Genomic DNA, 17700 nt, shown 5'->3' with positions numbered 1-17700 from the left:
TTGTGAATGCGTCAGTGTGGCATACGCCTGTAGCAACGATACGAACTAATACTTCGCCCGCACGAGGTAGCATAACGTCAACTTCTTCTACTGATAGTGGTTGACCTGGACCCCAAGCAATCGCTGCTTTTGATTTGATAAATTTATCTGTCATTTGATGTTCCTATTTCTATAAAAACTATTTTTTGGGTACTAGCTAAATATAGCGTAAAAAAATTTTTTGATTAACCATGCGGTCATTCGATGATTAGTATTGTATTTATTTCTAGATAAATGATAATTACCTTAGTATGCAAATAACTTTTACCAAGGTGTAATAATGATGCAGTGGGAAGGAGTCATTGAGTTTGTGGCAGTGGCTGAAACCGAGAGTTTTACCTCAGCGGGTAAACGTTTGGGGATATCTACCGCGCAGGTAAGTCGCCAAGTCAGTGGTTTGGAAAATCGTTTAAATACTAAACTTTTTTATCGAACAACCCGTAAAGTATCGCTAACAGAAGAGGGCGCAATTTATTATCGACATTGTCGCCAAGTGTTAGATGGTTTAGAAGAAGCTGAACGGCTATTTCAAGTTTAAAAGATAAACCGCAAGGGATTATTAAACTGACGGCGCCAGTGACTTATGGTGAGCAGTATATTATGCCTATTGTGGTTGATTATATGCAGCAATACCCTGAAGTTGAAATTATCTCTGAATTGACCAATCAACCATTGGACTTAGTTGACGGTGGTTATGACTTAGCGATTCGTCTTGGCCGTTTAACTAACTCAAGTATGATGGCAAAGCGACTCACCAGTCGGATGCAGTTTGTCTGTGCAGCGCCAAGTTATATTGCTAAATATGGTTCACCCTATACCTTATCTGAATTAACTCAGCATAATTGCTTAGTGGGTAATTATAACCATTGGTATTTTACTGAAAATGGTAAATCTCGAAGTGTTCGTGTCAGTGGTTCATTGGTATGCAGTAGTGGTCATACGTTACTTGATGCAGCTAAACGTGGAATTGGACTAATTCAATTACCAGGTTATTACGTTGATGAAGCAATTGAGAGTGGTGAGTTACAGGTATTACTGCAGCAATACCAAGAACCTAAAGAAGGGATTTGGGCGCTATACCCACATAATCGCCATTTGTCGCCGAAAGTGCGTTTATTAGTGGATATGTTGGCTGAGAAATTACCTAAAAGTAAATATGGCTAAACGTGGTTATAGATAGCAAAAAAGCCGCAATTATTGCGGCTTTTGTAATAATAACTGCTTTATTAAGCTTTTTGCTGCCATTTATCTACAATTACGCTAGCAATTAAGTCGCCTTCAACGTTAACTGCCGTTCTAAAAGTATCAAGTGGTCTTTCAATAATCAGTAAGATTGCGATAGCTTCTAATGGAATGCCAACCGCTAACATCACCAGTTGCATACCCGACATTGAGCCAGATGGCATGCCAGGAGCACCTACTGATGACACCATTGCCATTAAGAAAATGATCACTAAGCACTGGTGCCTAAATCAATACCATAAAGTTGGGCGAGAAAGATTGCCGCAACCCCTTCAAACAGTGCAGTACCATCCATATTCATAATTGAACCGAGTGGTAACACCATACTACTGGTGGTTTGAGATACGCCTAAATCTTCTTGAGCCACTTGCAAAGATAATGGCAAAGTTGCAGAACTAGATGATGTGGTAAATGCCATTGCCATTGGGGCTGAAATGGCTTTCATCATCGGCAATATTTTACGACCAGTAAAAATTTTGGCTAATAAAGGTAAAGTAATACCACCATGAATGGCGGTAAGCACAAAGACTAATAAGGCAAACTGAGCGAGTTCACCAAATAATGCGCCATTCCCCTGTGTTGAATATTGGAAAATGATACTAAACACTGCAACAGGTGCAAACTTTACGATGCCTGAAACAAGTTTAGTTAAGCCTTGGTTAATACCATCAATGACCTGAAATACAGCGTGTTGTTTTGGTAATGTCAGTAATAAACTGATCCCCAGTAGTAGTGCAAATACAACAATCGCTAATAAATTACCATTGGCAAGGGCATGAAACGGATTTGCTAATGCCATATCAAGTAATTTAGTACTGATTGCTCCACCTGACGCACTATCTTGTGAGATTAAAGTGAGATGACTACTGTCTGGTAATGAGGTTAATGGTGGCCAAGTTGGCATCATTAACGCAGCCCCTAAACCTAAACAAATTGCTAACGTTGATGTCAGCATATAGATCGCAATAGTTTTACCACCGAGTGCTTTTAACTGTACGACAGAGCCTATGTGGGTAATGCCTTGCAGAAGTGAAAATAGCACGACTAAGCCAACTAACATTTTTAGCAAGCCGATATAAATAATTTTACCTATATCTGTAAATGTCAGTAATACGCTATCAGGCCAAGCCAAGATTGGGGGAGTAAATAACTAAGAAGAACAGCCAGTAATGCAGCAAGCACCAATTGACCGGGCAGTGTATGAGTGAGCTTTTTAAGCATACAAGATTCCTAAATGCCGCCATTAACACAACAAAATGGCGGCGAGTGGGGAATACCAAGCTTTATTGCATTGGTATGATACTAATATTAATTAGTGCTTGGCTTAAAAATACACTTTAAACGCTTAATGATTATTAAACGGGACATTGTTAATAAGCCACTGACTGTTTTTTGATGCAATCTGAAAATTGTATCGTACAGACGACGAACTAAGCTACCTTGAAGTATAAGTCTATCGTTCATCATAGTACTAATTGCAAAGTTATGACCAATCGCGACAACCATACCACCGTCTTTATAAACAAACGGGGTTAAATCTTGACCATTTAGCTTACCTGTAAGGCTTTTAGCTAAATGAACGGCTGCACGGTTAGCTGCCTGTGCCTTAGGTGGAACCATTGTACCGTTTGCTTGTGGAATTGCTGCGCAATCGCCTAACGCAAAAATACTATCATCAGTGGTTGTTACTAATGTTTGTTCAACTTCAAGTTGGTTAAGACGGTTAGTCGCTAAACCACCAATGTTCTTTAACCAATCAGGTGCTTTAATACCTGCAGCCCAAAATTGAATATCTGCATTAATATGTAAACCATCACTGGTTGTCATACCATCATTTTCAACCGCGGCAATACGAGTATTCAGCATCACTTTGATGCCATGATTTTCTAATTTACTTAATGCTTGGGTCGACATTTTTACCGGACTATTAGGTAAAATACGATCAGCAGCTTCAATAAGATTAATCTGTAATTTTGCAGCATGTGGATTTGAGCTTAATTGCTCGCTTACCTTTGCTAATTCTGCTGCTAACTCTACGCCTGTTGCACCCGCACCAACAATATTGACACTGCGATGACCGCCTGAACGTAATAGCGTGCTAATTAATTGCCAGCTATGACGAGCTTGCTCTGGTGTATCTAAGAATAAGCAATGCTCTTTAGCACCTAGGGTCGCAAAATCATTACTGATAGCACCAATGGCAATCACTAGGTAATCATAAGCTAGTTGATCTGTTTCGCCATTAGGTTTACGTACCACCAGTTGCTTATGATCACGATCGATATCTTGCATCCATGCTTGGTAATGCATATAGCCGTGCTTGGCACCGTGACTAAAATAACAAACAGTATCAAGATCGCTATCAAAAGTACCTGCTGCTATCTCATGAAAACGTGGTTTCCAATAATGGTGAGTTTCTGGTTCAACTAACACTATTTCATGTTTTTTACCTGCTGATTTACCTAACATGCTCGCAAGTTCTAAACCTGCAGCGCCACCACCAACAATAACTACTCGAGACATATACGTTCCTAAATAATGCCGATTAATGGTCGGCATGTGTTGCAAAATAAAATTTGGGGATAACTCCTTTGCTCTTTACTTATTTAAGTAAAAAGTATGAAGGGTATCGGATGGAGAGTATTATATTTATTTCTCAGCCAATGATAATCTGGCGTAATCGCAAATTACTTTTACGGTAAGGTAATAATCGACTGGTATATTACTTTATTAACATCAGATTTTAGTGATAAATGCTTTTCTGATAAAGTGATAACTAAAATATTGATGTAAATCAAAGACGCGAATATTGTTTTTTGAGAGGAACGACACGTTTTAGGTAAAAAAATAGCCAAACATTTTGTTTGGCTATTTATAAATAAGTAATTTAGTACTGCAAATTTACTTACCGATACAGAATGAACTGAAAATCTTACCTAATAGATCATCTGAGGTAAATTTACCGGTAATTTCTGACAGAGCTTGCTGAGTCATACGTAACTCTTCAGCTAATAATTCACCTGCATAGAACACTTCAAGCTGTTCTTTACCTAACTGTAAGTGTTCAGCGGCAATAGCTAAAGCTTCTAGGTGACGACGGCGAGCAATAAAGCCACCTTCAAGGTTACTTTGATAACCCATAAGTGATTTCAGATGTTGTTTAAGCGCTTCAACACCTAAGCCTGTTTTTGCTGAAATACGGTATACGCTATAACCAGATTCTTCTGTGGTTGCTAATACTTCACCCGTTAAATCTGCTTTATTGCGGATAACGGTAACCCCCATATTACTTGGTAGGCGTTCAATAAAGTCTGGCCAGATATCTTTTGGATCAACGGCATCAGTCGTTGTGCCATCGACCATAAATAATACCCGGTCAGCATTATTAATTTCGGCCCAAGCACGCTCAATACCTATTTGTTCTACTGTGTCTGTAGTATCACGTAAACCTGCAGTATCAATAATATGCAGCGGCATTCCATCAAGGTGGATATGTTCACGTAATACGTCACGGGTGGTACCTGCTATTTCAGTTACAATTGCAGACTCTTTACCCGCTAATGCGTTTAATAGGCTTGATTTACCGGCATTAGGGCGACCTGCAATCACCACTTTCATGCCTTCACGGATAATTGAACCCTGTTTAGCACTTTGCTGGACGGTATCAAGTTTCGTGATGATGTTATTAAGGGCATTGGCAATTTTGCCATCAGATAAAAAGTCGACTTCTTCATCTGGAAAATCAATCGCGGCTTCAACGTATAAGCGTAAGTTCGTGACCTGTTCAACTAACTGGTGAACTTCATTTGAAAATTCACCTTGTAGCGATTGTAAGGCGCTTTTAGCTGCTTGCTCACTGGTAGCATCAATTAAGTCTGCAATCGCCTCTGCTTGAGTTAAATCAAGCTTATCGTTCATAAATGCTTGTTCGCTGAACTCACCTGGACGAGCTATACGAACATCACCCACTTCCAATACACGCTTAATTAACATGTCGAGTACGATTTGGCCGCCGTGTCCTTGTAGTTCAAGTACATCTTCACCCGTAAATGAATGCGGGCCTTTAAAGAATAGGGCAATACCTTGATCGATAACATTACCGTTATCGGCTTTAAAATCGCAATAATCGGCATAGCGAACTTTTGGCAAATGACCTAACACTGCCATAGCAACGTCTGTAGCCTTGTTGCCTGAAACACGAATAATACCAACGCCACCACGGCTGGTGCAGTTGCCTGTGCCACAATAGTATCTGTTGTCACTGTGTTTTCCTGCATTTGTATAGAATTTGTATGATAAAAAAGGCGGCTATTAAGCCGCCTTTTTTTAATATCTTAATGACTTATTTTAAGCCTTTTTTCGCTAAACCAGCATAAATAATCTTCTGCTGAGTAATCGCGACTAAGTTACCTACTAACCAGTATAGTACTAGACCGGCAGGGAACCATAAGAAGAATACGGTAAATACTACTGGCATCCACTGCATCATCTTAGCTTGCATAGGATCCATAGTTGGTGCCATTGGCTGCATCTTCTGCATAACAAACATCGATATACCCATTAGGATAGGCAAGATGTAGTACGGATCTTGAACTGATAAGTCGTGGATCCAGAGGATGAACGGTGCATGGCGTAATTCCACACTTTCCAATAATACCCAGTATAGCGCGATGAAAATTGGCATCTGTAACAAGATTGGTAAACAGCCACCCATAGGGTTAACTTTTTCTTTCTTGTACAGTTCCATCATAGCTTGACCCATTTTCTGTCGGTCATCGCCATAACGTTCTTTCAATTCGGCTAATTTAGGCTGTAGATTACGCATCTTCGCCATAGAAGTGTACTGCGCTTTAGTTAGCGGGTACAACAGACCACGAACGGTAAGTGTAATCAGGATAATTGCCACACCCCAGTTACCAACGATTGAGTGGAAGAACATCAATAGTTTGTAAATTGGGATTGCTAGCCACCATAAGAAACCATAATCAACTACTAGGTTTAGTGTCGGTGAAATTGCAGAAAGAGCTGCTTGATCTTTAGGGCCAACATAGAATTGCGCTTTAATATTTGCAGTTGCACCCGGTGCAATATCTTGCACTGTGCCCTTAAAGCCAATATTTGCTAAGTCACCAGTTGAAACACTAGAGAAGATAGTATTTTGTTGATCTGCAGGTGGTACCCAGGCTGATACGAAGTAGTGTTGTAGCATTGCAGCCCAACCACCTTCGGTCTTTTTATCTAGGTTATGTTCTTTCATCTCATCAAACTTGTACTTTTCATAACGTACATCTTGAGTTGAGAATGCAGCGCCGCGATAAGTCGGCATCATCATGTGACTTTCGCTAGGCTTGATAGTTTGCTTGATTTGACCATACATCTGCACTTGTAGTGGTGCAGCTGAGGTGTTGTTGATATGGTAATCAACACCGATATCAAACTTACCGCGGTGGAAAGTATAAATTTTGGTGTAAGTTACGCCATCTTTAGCGGTGAAAGTTAATGGTACTTCTAAGGTATCGCTACCTTTAGCTAAATCATAGTTAGTTTTAGCTGCAGTAAATACTGCACGACCATTAGCACTACTGTCGATACCATTACGACCAATTAGACCACTTTGAGCGATGTAGGTATAACCTTTAGTATTTTCTAATAATACAAAAGGATCGTTTTTATTCAATTCGAGTTTATGCGCAAGTAATGCAGCATAAACAATGTCACCACCAACTGGATTAATATGAATTTCTAGTTGGTCTGTCTTTACTGTAATAAGATTTTTTGATGCCATGTTCGACTCTGCCGGTACATGAGCATCAGTATCAGCATCAGGAACATCGGCATTGTGATCATGAGCAACAGTAGAAGAAGACACTGAAGTCTGAGTTGCGACGGGTTGCGGAGCTTTGTCCGTTTGCCACTGTTGCCATAGCAAAAAGCTGACAAACAACAGTCCGATTAGCAATATATTGCGTTGAGAATCCATAGCCTATTTATTACACCTATTCATTTTTAGGGGGGACGGGATCATTACCGCCCGGATGTAAAGGGTGACATTTTAATATGCGTTTCAGTGCAAGCCAACTCCCTTTTACCGATCCGTGGGTTCGAATCGCTACAATAGCATAATTGGAGCAACTGGGAGTAAAACGACATCTCGGCCCCAATAAGGGACTGATGAAAAGTTGATAACCACGAATTAACGTGGTTATTAGCCATTGTAGCGGCGACTGAGTTTGCGCCATAGCTTTTCTATTAGTTTATGAAGTTGTTCATTTTCCATTTCCAACACACCGTTACGTACCAATACGACAATATCCACAGGTGGAAGATCATGTTGGTGCAAACGAAAATTATCTCTGATAACACGCTTAATGCGATTGCGTTGATTGGCCCGTTTAACAAAACGTTTAGCTACGGTTAAACCTATACGAGGATGGTTTTCTTCATTAGGAATAGCGAGCAAGGTTATTTCAGCAGAGGATGCTTTGATTGGATTGGTAAAAACAGATTTAAATTGCGCGGGAGTTAGCAATCGCAACTCCCGCGTAAAGGTGTAACTTATAGTCACCTGAATGTTCTACTTAAGCTTAAGCAGAAAGGCGAGCACGACCCTTGGCACGGCGGCGAGCCAGTACCTTGCGGCCGTTAACTGTAGCCATACGTGCGCGGAAGCCGTGAGAACGCTTGCGCTTCAGGTTGCTAGGTTGAAAAGTACGTTTACTCATTATGGCAATCCGTATTCGTTAGTTAAAATTGCTTACCGCAAAAATTGTGGTAAGGGCAAAAAAGAGGCCGAATTGTAATCACTATGGCGCTTACAGTCAACAAGTAAACTGATAGATAACACAATTAATACCTACAAATGTGATTTTGAATTGCCATATTTTTACCAGAAGATGTGGATAACTCTGTGAATGAACACTACATCTAGTGGATCTAATCTTTATTGGCAAGATCGAAACCTCGCCATTATAGATCAAAGCCGATCCCTTAATAAAGCTGGATTTGCATGTAACTTAAAATAAAAGGATCGATCTTGATCATTTAAGATCTGTCAACCGATTTAATTACGATCTCGCTGGGGATAATTTTATTTTAAGGATAGCGATCATTAGCATCTCGAAGTAGAATAGTCCTCTTTTCTATAGATATTTCTTGAGGATTAGTCAGTGGCGGTTTCACTTTGGCAACAATGTATCGGGCGACTACAAGATGAGCTCTCGGCTCAACAGTTCAGTATGTGGATTAGACCGTTACAAGCTGAAATGGATGGGGATACACTGATCCTTTATGCACCTAACCGTTTTGTATTGGATTGGGTTCGTGATAAATATCTAAATATTATCAATCAATTCTTTATTGAACAGATGGGCAGTAATGCACCTAAGCTACGTTTTGATATTGGTAGTCGTCCATCTGCACCTAAACCACAACCGGTACCTACTATGCGTGCAACCGTGGCGCCATCGCCAGCTGCGCGCGTTAATGCACCACGTTTTAATGTGGAAAATGAGCCGGTTATTGATACTAACCACCGCAGTAATATTAATCCGACTTATCAGTTTGAAAACTTCGTTGAAGGTAAATCAAACCAATTAGGTAAGGCGGCTGCATTGCAGGTTGCTGAAAATCCAGGTGGCGCATACAACCCATTATTCTTATATGGTGGTACTGGTTTAGGTAAAACCCACTTATTACATGCGGTAGGTAATGGCATTATTAAAAATAATCCTAATGCTAAAGTGGTGTATATGCATTCTGAACGTTTTGTGCAGGACATGGTTAAGGCCTTACAAAATAACGCAATTGAAGAATTTAAACGTTATTACCGTAGTGTTGATGCACTCTTTATTGATGACATTCAGTTTTTTGCCAATAAAGATCGTTCGCAAGAAGAGTTTTTTCATACCTTTAATGCATTATTAGAAGGTAATCATCAGATCATTTTAACTTCAGACCGTTATCCAAAAGAGATCGACGGTGTTGAAGATCGATTAAAGTCACGTTTCGGGTGGGGGCTTACGGTTGCGATTGAGCCACCTGAATTAGAAACCCGTGTGGCGATCTTAATGCGTAAAGCTCAAGAGAGCGGTATTAATTTAGCAGACGAAGTGGCTTTCTTTATTGCTAAGCGTTTGCGTTCGAATGTGCGTGAACTTGAAGGTGCATTAAATCGTGTTATTGCCAATGCTAATTTTACTGGCAGACCGATTACGATTGATTTTGTACGCGAAGCATTGCGTGATTTACTCGCTTTACAAGAAAAGCTTGTTACTATTGATAATATTCAGAAAACAGTTGCTGAGTATTATAAAATTAAGATGGCAGATATGTTGTCTAAACGTCGCTCTCGTAGTGTTGCTCGTCCACGACAAGTGGCGATGGCATTGTCGAAAGAGCTGACTAACCAAAGTTTACCTGAAATTGGTGATGCTTTTGGTGGTCGAGACCATACGACAGTATTACATGCATGTCGAAAGATTGCGCAGTTACGCGAAGAGAGTCATGATATTAAAGAAGATTATGCTAATTTAATAAGAACTTTATCTTCTTAGGCGGGGAATAACTTAAAATGAAATTTTCGATTGATAGGGATGCCCTATTAAAACCGTTGCAGCTTGTATGTGGTGCGGTTGAACGTCGACATAATTTACCAATCTTAGCTAATCTACTAGTTGAAGTCAGTGAAACATCACTGAAAATGACGGGTACAGATTTAGAGGTTGAGTTAGTCGGCCAAGCTGATATTTCTGGTGAAGTTAATCCAGGTCGTACTACCGTACCTGCAAAAAAACTGCTCGATATTGTTAAATCATTTCCAGATCAAACCGAATTGCAGATTGAACAGCAAGATAATAAATGGTTATTACGCTGTGGTCGTAGCCGTTTTACGCTGGCGACTTTACCTGCAGAAGAATATCCAAATGTTGAAGCATTTGAAGCGGATATCGAATTTACCTTAAAGCAAGGTACGCTTAAGTCATTGATTGATTCAACACAGTTCTCAATGGCTAACCAAGACGTACGTTATTATCTCAATGGCTTGTTAGTTGAAACCGAAGGTAATGTATTACGTACTATTGCAACTGATGGTCACCGTTTAGCTTTAAGTCATCGCCAAATCGAAGCGCAATTACCTGAGAAGCAAGTGATCGTGCCACGTAAAGGGGTGATGGAATTAGCCCGCTTACTGGATAGTGAAGATCAAGATATTACCATTGCTATTGGTGATAATGCGATTCGTGCTACGACTGCACATGCGGTATTTACCAGTAAATTAGTTGATGGTCGCTTTCCTGATTATCGCCGTGTTTTACCAAAGGGCGGTGATAAGGTTGTTGTAGCTAGCCGTAATCACTTCAAACAAGCATTAACTCGTGCTTCTATTTTATCAAATGAGAAGTTCCGTGGTGTGCGTATTCAGCTTGAGCAGAATTTATTAAAAATTACTGCAAATAACCCTGAACAGGAAGAAGCTGAAGAGATTATTGATGTTGAATATGAATCTCAATCACTGGAAATTGGTTTTAACGTTAGCTACCTACTCGACGTATTGAATAACCTTCGTAGTGATGATGTACGTATTACCTTAATCGATGGTAACTCTAGTGCATTGATTGAAAACCACCTTGAACAAGATTCAATGTATGTGGTTATGCCGATGCGTTTATAATGATGATCGAGTTTCATAAATTGATGATTTTATGAGCTTAAGTCGGCTTTATATTGAACAATTTCGTAATATCCAATCAGCCCAACTCCAACTCGGAACTGGGCTGAATCTTATTTACGGCCAAAATGGTAGCGGTAAAACCAGTGTTTTAGAAGCTATCTATTTTTTAGGTATGGGCCGTTCTTTCCGTAGTCACTTATCTTCTCGAGTGATCAATAATCAAAGTGATAAATTAACTTTATTTGCCCAACTAGCGGCTGACTGCCAAGTGAATAAAATCGGCTTTCGACGCTTTAAAAATGGTGATACTGAAGTCCGTATTGACGGTGAGAAAGTTAAACGATTATCGATTTTGGCTGAAAATTTACCTATCCAAGTGATTACCCCTGAAAGCTTTTCATTATTATTTGAAGGCCCTAAAGCAAGGCGTCAATTTATCGATTGGGGCGCATTTCATAGTGAACAGCAGTTTTATAGCGCTTGGATGAATGTTAAGCGCATTTTAAAACAAAGAAATCAGTTACTTAAGAATGGTGTGAGTTATTCGCAAATTCAATATTGGGATAAGGAATTAGCCCGTTACAGTGAAATTGTCACTGATATTAGAAAGCGATATGTGGACTCGTTAAATGCGCTACTTAAGGGTATAATCGAAGAGTTTTTACCACGTCTTGATGTTAAGGTTTCCTTTAGCCGTGGTTGGGACAACAAAACTGATTTTGCGCAGCTACTTGAAGCGCAATATTCCCGAGATATTGCCACTGGATTTACAGTGAGCGGACCTCATAAAGCAGACCTAAGACTAAGGGTAGCGAATCTACCTGTACAGGATGCTCTATCTCGGGGGCAGTTAAAATTATTAGTCTGTGCACTGCGTATTGCACAGGGAAAGTTGCTCAAACAACAACTGAATAAAGACAGTATTTATTTAGTGGATGATTTGCCATCCGAGTTGGATGCACAGCATAGGCAGCTATTGTTGAAGCAGTTAACCGAAACCGGCGCACAAGTTTTTGTCACCGCAATCGAACCTTCAGCGATAGTCGATTCGTTAACTTCGCCTCCATCTCAAATGTTTTGTGTTGAGCATGGGCAAGTAACGGCAATTGAATAACCGACGAGAGAATAATATGTCAGAGAATAGTTACGATTCTTCGAGCATTAAGGTATTAAAAGGCCTTGATGCAGTACGTAAAAGACCTGGGATGTACATTGGTGACACCGACGACGGTACGGGTTTACACCATATGGTATTCGAAGTAGTCGATAACTCTATCGATGAAGCGTTAGCCGGTCACTGTAATGATATCGTGATTACTATTCACCATGATGGCTCAGTATCTGTAAAAGATGATGGTCGTGGTATTCCTGTAGCCATTCACCCTGAAGAAGGGGTTTCAGCTGCGCAGGTTATTATGACGGTACTGCATGCCGGTGGTAAGTTTGATGACAACTCTTATAAAGTGTCAGGCGGTTTACACGGTGTTGGTGTCTCAGTAGTTAACGCATTATCTGAAAAACTACAACTTACTATTCGTCGTAATGGTAAGTTGTATGAGCAATTTTATCAAATGGGTGAACCTGTTGAGCCAATTAAAGAGATTGGTGACTCAACACATACAGGTACTGAAATCCGTTTCTGGCCAAGTAAAGAAACCTTTTCTGATGTGCTGTTCCACTTTGAAATTTTAGCAAAACGTGTACGTGAACTGTCGTTCCTTAACTCAGGTGTTGGAATTCGACTTGTTGATGAGCGTGATGGTAAAGATGAGTTCTTTCAATACGAAGGTGGTATTAGTGCTTTCGTTGACTATCTAAACCGCAATAAGACCACAGTAAACAAAGATGTGTTCCACTTCACTCAAGAACGTGAAGATGGTATCACTGTCGAAGTGGCTATGCAGTGGAATGATGGTTTCCAAGAGAATATCTATTGCTTCACTAACAACATTCCACAACGCGATGGTGGTACTCACTTAGCGGGTTTCCGTAGTGCATTAACACGTAACCTTAATAACTATATGGAGCGTGAAGGCTTCAATAAGAAAGGTAAAACCAGCGCAACAGGTGACGATGCTCGTGAAGGTTTAACTGCGGTTATTTCCGTGAAAGTACCTGATCCTAAGTTCAGCTCGCAAACGAAAGATAAGTTCGTTTCAAGTGAAGTGAAGACTGCCGTTGAGCAGACTATGGGTGAGCAGTTAAATGATTTCTTACTTGAAAATCCTGCTGACGCTAAACTGATTGTGGGTAAGATCATTGATGCTGCTCGCGCACGTGAAGCGGCTCGTAAAGCACGAGAAATGACTCGTCGTAAAGGCGCGTTAGATTTAGGTGGCTTACCTGGTAAGCTTGCTGACTGCCAAGAAAAAGACCCTGGTCTTTCTGAAATTTACATCGTGGAGGGTGACTCTGCGGGTGGTAGTGCTAAACAAGGTCGTAACCGTAAAAACCAAGCTATTTTACCGTTAAAAGGTAAGATCTTAAACGTAGAAAAAGCACGTTTTGACAAGATGTTATCTTCGCAAGAAGTAGCAACGTTAATTACTGCTCTTGGTTGTGGTATTGGCCGTGATGAGTACGATCCAGAAAAGACTCGTTACCATAACATCATCATCATGACCGATGCTGACGTCGACGGTTCGCACATTCGTACGCTACTGTTGACCTTCTTCTTCCGTCAAATGCCAGAGCTAATTGAGCGTGGTTATATCTATATTGCACAGCCTCCTTTATACAAAGTGAAGAAGGGTAAACAAGAGCAGTATATTAAGGACGAGAAAGCATTAACTGAATATCTAACTACTTTAGCGTTAGATGGTGGTAGTGTTTATTCATCACAAGATGCACCTGCGATGTCAGGAGCAGCGCTTGAGCGTTTAGTATATCAGTACCGTGAAGTTGAAGCGGGTATTGAGCGTTTATGGCAAAAGTATCCTGAAGTGCTTTCAAATCAAATGATTTATCAGCCACGTATGACTGCTGAAATGTTAAAAGATGAAGCGGCTGTTCAAGCATGGAGTGAAATGTTAGTGGCTGACTTAGTCGCGCAGGAAAATGGTGGTGTACTTTATAGTGCTGTAGCCAATTTTGACCCTGAACGTCAAGTTTACCTACCTATGATTACAATGCGTAAGCATGGTATTGATCATAACCATTTATTTGGTGCAGACTTCTTCGGTTCTCATGACTACGAGCGTATTGCTAGCTTAGCGGAAGCATTAGATGGTTTAATCGAAGAGGGTGGTTATGTTAAGCGTGGTGAGCGTGTTAAATCGATCACTACCTTTGTTGAAGCTCTTGATTGGTTAATGACTGAATCAAAGCGTGGTTTGTATATCCAACGTTATAAAGGTCTTGGTGAGATGAACCCAGAGCAGCTTTGGGAAACGACCATGGATCCAGAATCGCGTCGCATGCTACAAGTTACCATTGATGATGCAATTGGTGCTGATCAATTATTTACTTGTTTGATGGGTGACCAAGTTGAACCTCGTCGTGACTTTATTGAAGCGAACGCATTGAACGTTGCTAACTTAGACGTTTAATCAGGTTATCAAACTAATAAAAAGGAGCTAATTAGCTCCTTTTTTGTTTTTAAAATAACCAATAACAATACTGATTAATGATTATTTTAATAGTATGGTTACCATAAAAACGCACCCTAAGGTGCGTTTTTATGGGGTTAATTCGCCATTATTGCAGTAAAGAGATATCTGCAATATGTAAGAACAAGTTACGTAGCTGAGTTAGCATAGCTAAACGGTTAGCTCGTACAGCTTGGTCATCAGCCATTACCATCACATCTTCAAAGAAGTTATCTACAGTTTCACGTAGACTTGCTAATAAGGTTAATGCTTGTTGGTAATCACTGTTAGCAAATAGTGGTGCAAGTTGTGGTTGCAGTTCAGCTAACTTTTTAGCTAATGCAATTTCAGCTGCTTCTTGTAATAAGCTGCTATCAACTTGATCGCTTAACTCGCCTTCAACTTTGGCTAGAATATTTGATACACGCTTATTTGCAGCGGCTAGGGCTGTTGCTTGCTCAAGTGTTCTAAAGTGAGCAACCGCTTGAATGCGACTATCAAAATCAGCAGGCTTAGTTGGACGACGAGCTAATACCGCTAAAATAACGTCAGTGCTGATACCTTTATCTTGGTACCAAGCACGGAAGCGTGCCATTAGGAATTCAAGCACTTCATCAGCTGCATTGTTATTACTAATGCTTGCACCATGTAGTTCAAGTGCCTTAGCGATTAGGTCAACTAAATCTAAAGGTAGCTTGTTTTCTACAATAATACGTAAAATACCAATCGCTGCACGACGAAGCGCAAATGGATCGCTGCGCCTTTAGGTGCCTGACCAATACCGAAGATACCTGTTAAGGTATCAAACTTTTCAGCCAATGCTACTGCACAAGATGTTGCTGCGGTAGGTACTGTATCGCCAGAGAATTTAGGTTTGTATTGCTGCTCAATTGCAACGGCTACAGCTTCAGTCTCACCATCTAAACGAGCATAATGCATGCCCATGGTACCTTGAGTATCAGTGAACTCCATTACCATGTTCGTCATTAGATCTGCTTTAGACAGTAAGCCAGCACGTGCTGCATCAGCAGAACTTGCACCAATTTGATCGGCAATATAAGCGGCTAATGCCGAAATACGATTTACACGATCTTTTAAGGTACCTAGCTGCTGTTGGAATACCACAGTTTCTAAGCTCGCTAAACGTGACTCAAGTGTGTGCTTCTTATCAGTATTAAAGAAGAACTCAGCATCTGCTAGACGTGGACGAACTACTTTTTCGTTACCAGAAATAATTTGGCTTGGGTCTTTTGACTCAATGTTGGTCACGAAAATAAAGTTAGGTAGTAGTGAACCATCAGCAGCAAAAACAGGGAAGTACTTTTGGTCACCCTTCATGGTGTAAACCAAAGCTTCTGACGGTACTTCTAAGAATTTATCTTCAAAGCTTGCGGTTAGTACCACTGGCCATTCAACTAATGAAGCGACTTCTTCAAGTAGTGATTCTTGAATATCTGCTACACCATTTAATTGTGCCGCCGCTTTTTCTGAGTCAGCTTTAATGATTGCTTTACGTTGTTCGTAATCAACCATTACTTTGCCGCGCTCAAGTAGGGCGCTTACATAGTTATCTGCATGGTCAAGTTCAAAGCTTGCTTCACCCATAAAACGGTGACCACGAATAGTACGTGCTGAAGCAATACCGAGTAATTCACCGGCAATTAACTCATCGCCAAATAACATAGTAATTGTATGTACTGGACGGATAAATTGAGTTTTGTTACTACCCCAACGCATTGGCTTTGGAATAGGCAGTTTATCAAGTGCACGCTGTGCCATTGCAGGAATAAGTGCAGATGTGGCTTCACCCGTTACTTTTGCATTGTAAAGTAACCATTCACCTTTATCTGTGACTAGACGTTCCGCTTGGTCAACTGTAATACCGTTACCACGAGCCCAACCTTGAGCTGCTTTAGTAGGATTACCATCAGCATCAAAAGCAACGTTAACGGCAGGGCCACGCTTTTCAACTACTTTGTCAGCTTGTGCTGTGACTAAACCATCAACTTTTAATGCTAAGCGGCGAGGTGCTGCATACCAAGTGGCTTGGCTATAGTTTAATTCTGCTTTGTTTAATTCATCAGTGAAGTTAGCTAAGAATGATTCAGCTAGCTTACGTAATGCTTTTGGTGGTAACTCTTCGGTTCCCACTTCGATGAGTAAGTTTTCTACATTCATATTTATTACCTCGATTACTTACACATTGGGAAACCAAGCGCTTCACGTGCTTGATAGTAGGCTTCTGCTACGCCTTTAGACATAGTACGTACACGTAGAATATAACGTTGACGTTCTGTCACAGAAATTGCGTGGCGAGCATCAAGTAAGTTGAAGGCGTGAGATGCTTTCATTACTTGTTCATATGCAGGTAGTGGTAATGGCTTTTCTAATGAAAGTAGGTGCTGACACATCTTCTCGCATTCGTCGAATACTTGGAATTGGAATTCAACATCTGCGTGTTCAAAGTTGTAAGTTGATTGCTCAACTTCGTTTTGATGGAACACATCACCATAGGTTGTTTTACCTAATGGGCCATCTGTCCATACAAGATCGTAAACACTGTCTACGCCTTGGATATACATAGCAAGACGTTCTAGACCGTAGGTGATTTCACCCGTGATAGGGCTACACTCAATACCACCTACTTGTTGGAAGTAAGTAAACTGAGTTACTTCCATACCATTTAACCAAACTTCCCAACCAAGACCCCAAGCACCTAGTGTTGGAGATTCCCAGTTATCTTCCACGAAACGGATATCGTGTACTTGGGTATCAATACCTAAAGCTTCTAATGAGCCAAGGTAAAGCTCCTGCATATTTTCAGGAGAAGGTTTGATCATTACTTGGAACTGGTAGTAATGCTGCAGACGGTTTGGGTTTTCACCATAACGACCATCGGTAGGGCGGCGAGATGGCTGTACGTATGCACTAGCAATCGGCTCTGGTCCTATCGAGCGTAAGAAAGTCATTGGATGGAATGTACCTGCGCCCACTTCCATATCTAATGGTTGAACAACTGCGCAACCTTGCTGCGCCCAGTATTCTTGCAGGGTTAAAATAAATCCCTGAAATGTTTTTACGTCGTGCTTAGTCGTCATGTCTACTGTGTCGGCGTTAATAGAAAATGGCTTTGATTATACCTTGTCGAAAGGGGCTTATGTA

The 17700-nt window shown here is 40.6% G+C and carries 11 protein-coding genes and 5 pseudogenes; 5 read left to right on the top strand and 11 right to left on the bottom strand.

Translation table 11 applies throughout. From position 1 onward, the window contains the following. A pseudogene (locus tag JCM15074_RS24250) lies at nt 1-154 on the bottom strand (S-(hydroxymethyl)glutathione dehydrogenase); the annotation flags it as partial. 165 nt (nt 155-319) lie between these two features. Between JCM15074_RS24250 and JCM15074_RS22925 the strand changes: the two are divergent. Further along, nucleotides 320-1203: pseudogene (locus tag JCM15074_RS22925) on the top strand (LysR family transcriptional regulator). A gap of 62 nt (nt 1204-1265) precedes the next feature. On the opposite strand, the gene JCM15074_RS25335 reads toward JCM15074_RS22925, so the two are convergent. The 8 genes and pseudogenes from JCM15074_RS25335 to rpmH form a co-directional block, all read right to left on the bottom strand. Further along, a complete protein-coding gene (locus tag JCM15074_RS25335) occupies nt 1266-1493 on the bottom strand; it encodes a cation:dicarboxylate symporter family transporter (RefSeq protein ID WP_267880201.1) in 228 nt (75 codons plus the stop codon). Then, complete coding sequence (locus JCM15074_RS22920; protein WP_267880200.1) at nt 1493-2341, bottom strand: dicarboxylate/amino acid:cation symporter; 849 nt, start codon at nt 2339-2341, stop codon at nt 1493-1495. Before JCM15074_RS22920 ends, JCM15074_RS25335 begins: the two co-directional genes overlap by 1 nt. A gap of 248 nt (nt 2342-2589) precedes the next feature. After that, entirely contained in the window at nt 2590-3804 is a 1215-nt protein-coding gene (locus tag JCM15074_RS17965) for an NAD(P)/FAD-dependent oxidoreductase (RefSeq protein ID WP_025823036.1), read from the bottom strand. Nucleotides 3805-4182: 378 nt separating this feature from the next. Continuing rightward, nucleotides 4183-5543, bottom strand: a pseudogene (gene mnmE, locus JCM15074_RS22915) (tRNA uridine-5-carboxymethylaminomethyl(34) synthesis GTPase MnmE). A gap of 80 nt (nt 5544-5623) precedes the next feature. Next, nucleotides 5624-7261, bottom strand: a complete 1638-nt coding sequence (gene yidC, locus JCM15074_RS17955; RefSeq protein WP_025823034.1) for a membrane protein insertase YidC — start codon at nt 7259-7261, stop codon at nt 5624-5626. A gap of 3 nt (nt 7262-7264) precedes the next feature. Further along, a pseudogene (gene yidD, locus JCM15074_RS24100) lies at nt 7265-7520 on the bottom strand (membrane protein insertion efficiency factor YidD). Next, nucleotides 7487-7840 (bottom strand): ribonuclease P protein component, encoded by a 354-nt coding sequence (gene rnpA / locus JCM15074_RS17950; RefSeq protein ID WP_234400271.1) that lies wholly within the window; start codon nt 7838-7840, stop codon nt 7487-7489. Before rnpA ends, yidD begins: the two are co-directional and overlap by 34 nt. Nucleotides 7841-7865: 25 nt before the next feature. Beyond that, on the bottom strand, nt 7866-8003 hold the full coding sequence (gene rpmH, locus JCM15074_RS17945) for a 50S ribosomal protein L34 (protein ID WP_037469963.1): 138 nt from the start codon (nt 8001-8003) through the stop codon (nt 7866-7868). A gap of 444 nt (nt 8004-8447) precedes the next feature. Between rpmH and dnaA the strand changes: the two genes are divergently transcribed. The 4 genes from dnaA to gyrB are packed head-to-tail and all read left to right on the top strand — an operon-like array spanning nt 8448 to nt 14499. After that, nucleotides 8448-9833, top strand: coding sequence for a chromosomal replication initiator protein DnaA (gene dnaA / locus JCM15074_RS17940; RefSeq protein WP_025823028.1), 1386 nt, complete (start codon nt 8448-8450; stop codon nt 9831-9833). Between the two features lie 17 nt (nt 9834-9850). After that, nucleotides 9851-10951 carry a DNA polymerase III subunit beta gene (dnaN, locus tag JCM15074_RS17935; RefSeq protein WP_025823026.1) on the top strand — a complete coding sequence of 367 codons (1101 nt, stop codon included), beginning with the start codon at nt 9851-9853 and terminating at the stop codon, nt 10949-10951. A 31-nt stretch (nt 10952-10982) separates the two neighbouring features. Then, nucleotides 10983-12065 carry a DNA replication/repair protein RecF gene (gene recF, locus JCM15074_RS17930; RefSeq protein WP_025823025.1) on the top strand — a complete coding sequence of 361 codons (1083 nt, stop codon included), beginning with the start codon at nt 10983-10985 and terminating at the stop codon, nt 12063-12065. A 16-nt stretch (nt 12066-12081) separates the two neighbouring features. Beyond that, on the top strand, nt 12082-14499 hold the full coding sequence (gene gyrB / locus JCM15074_RS17925) for a DNA topoisomerase (ATP-hydrolyzing) subunit B (RefSeq protein WP_025823023.1): 2418 nt from the start codon (nt 12082-12084) through the stop codon (nt 14497-14499). A 148-nt stretch (nt 14500-14647) separates the two neighbouring features. On the opposite strand, the pseudogene glyS reads toward gyrB, so the two are convergent. Both glyS and glyQ read right to left on the bottom strand, forming a co-directional pair. Beyond that, nucleotides 14648-16716 (bottom strand): annotated as a pseudogene (gene glyS / locus JCM15074_RS22910) (glycine--tRNA ligase subunit beta). 14 nt (nt 16717-16730) lie between these two features. Then, entirely contained in the window at nt 16731-17636 is a 906-nt protein-coding gene (gene glyQ, locus JCM15074_RS17915; RefSeq protein WP_025823020.1) for a glycine--tRNA ligase subunit alpha, read from the bottom strand. Between the last annotated feature and the right edge of the window lie 64 nt (nt 17637-17700).

Source organism: Shewanella marina JCM 15074 (genome assembly GCF_000614975.1).
Taxonomy (GTDB): domain Bacteria; phylum Pseudomonadota; class Gammaproteobacteria; order Enterobacterales; family Shewanellaceae; genus Shewanella; species Shewanella marina.
Note: the sequence above shows the minus strand (reverse complement) of the source record. Positions and strands in the feature narration are given on the sequence as shown.

Excerpts from the sequence above, each read along its gene's own strand:
- JCM15074_RS22920 (WP_267880200.1), bottom strand. The coding sequence starts at position 2,341 with ATGTTAGTTGGCTTAGTCGTGCTATTTTCACTTCTGCAAGGCATTACC.
- JCM15074_RS17965 (WP_025823036.1), bottom strand. The coding sequence starts at position 3,804 with ATGTCTCGAGTAGTTATTGTTGGTGGTGGCGCTGCAGGTTTAGAACTT.
- yidC (WP_025823034.1), bottom strand. The coding sequence starts at position 7,261 with ATGGATTCTCAACGCAATATATTGCTAATCGGACTGTTGTTTGTCAGC.
- rpmH (WP_037469963.1), bottom strand. The coding sequence starts at position 8,003 with ATGAGTAAACGTACTTTTCAACCTAGCAACCTGAAGCGCAAGCGTTCT.
- dnaN (WP_025823026.1), top strand. The coding sequence starts at position 9,851 with ATGAAATTTTCGATTGATAGGGATGCCCTATTAAAACCGTTGCAGCTT.
- recF (WP_025823025.1), top strand. The coding sequence starts at position 10,983 with ATGAGCTTAAGTCGGCTTTATATTGAACAATTTCGTAATATCCAATCA.
- gyrB (WP_025823023.1), top strand. The coding sequence starts at position 12,082 with ATGTCAGAGAATAGTTACGATTCTTCGAGCATTAAGGTATTAAAAGGC.
- glyQ (WP_025823020.1), bottom strand. The coding sequence starts at position 17,636 with ATGACGACTAAGCACGACGTAAAAACATTTCAGGGATTTATTTTAACC.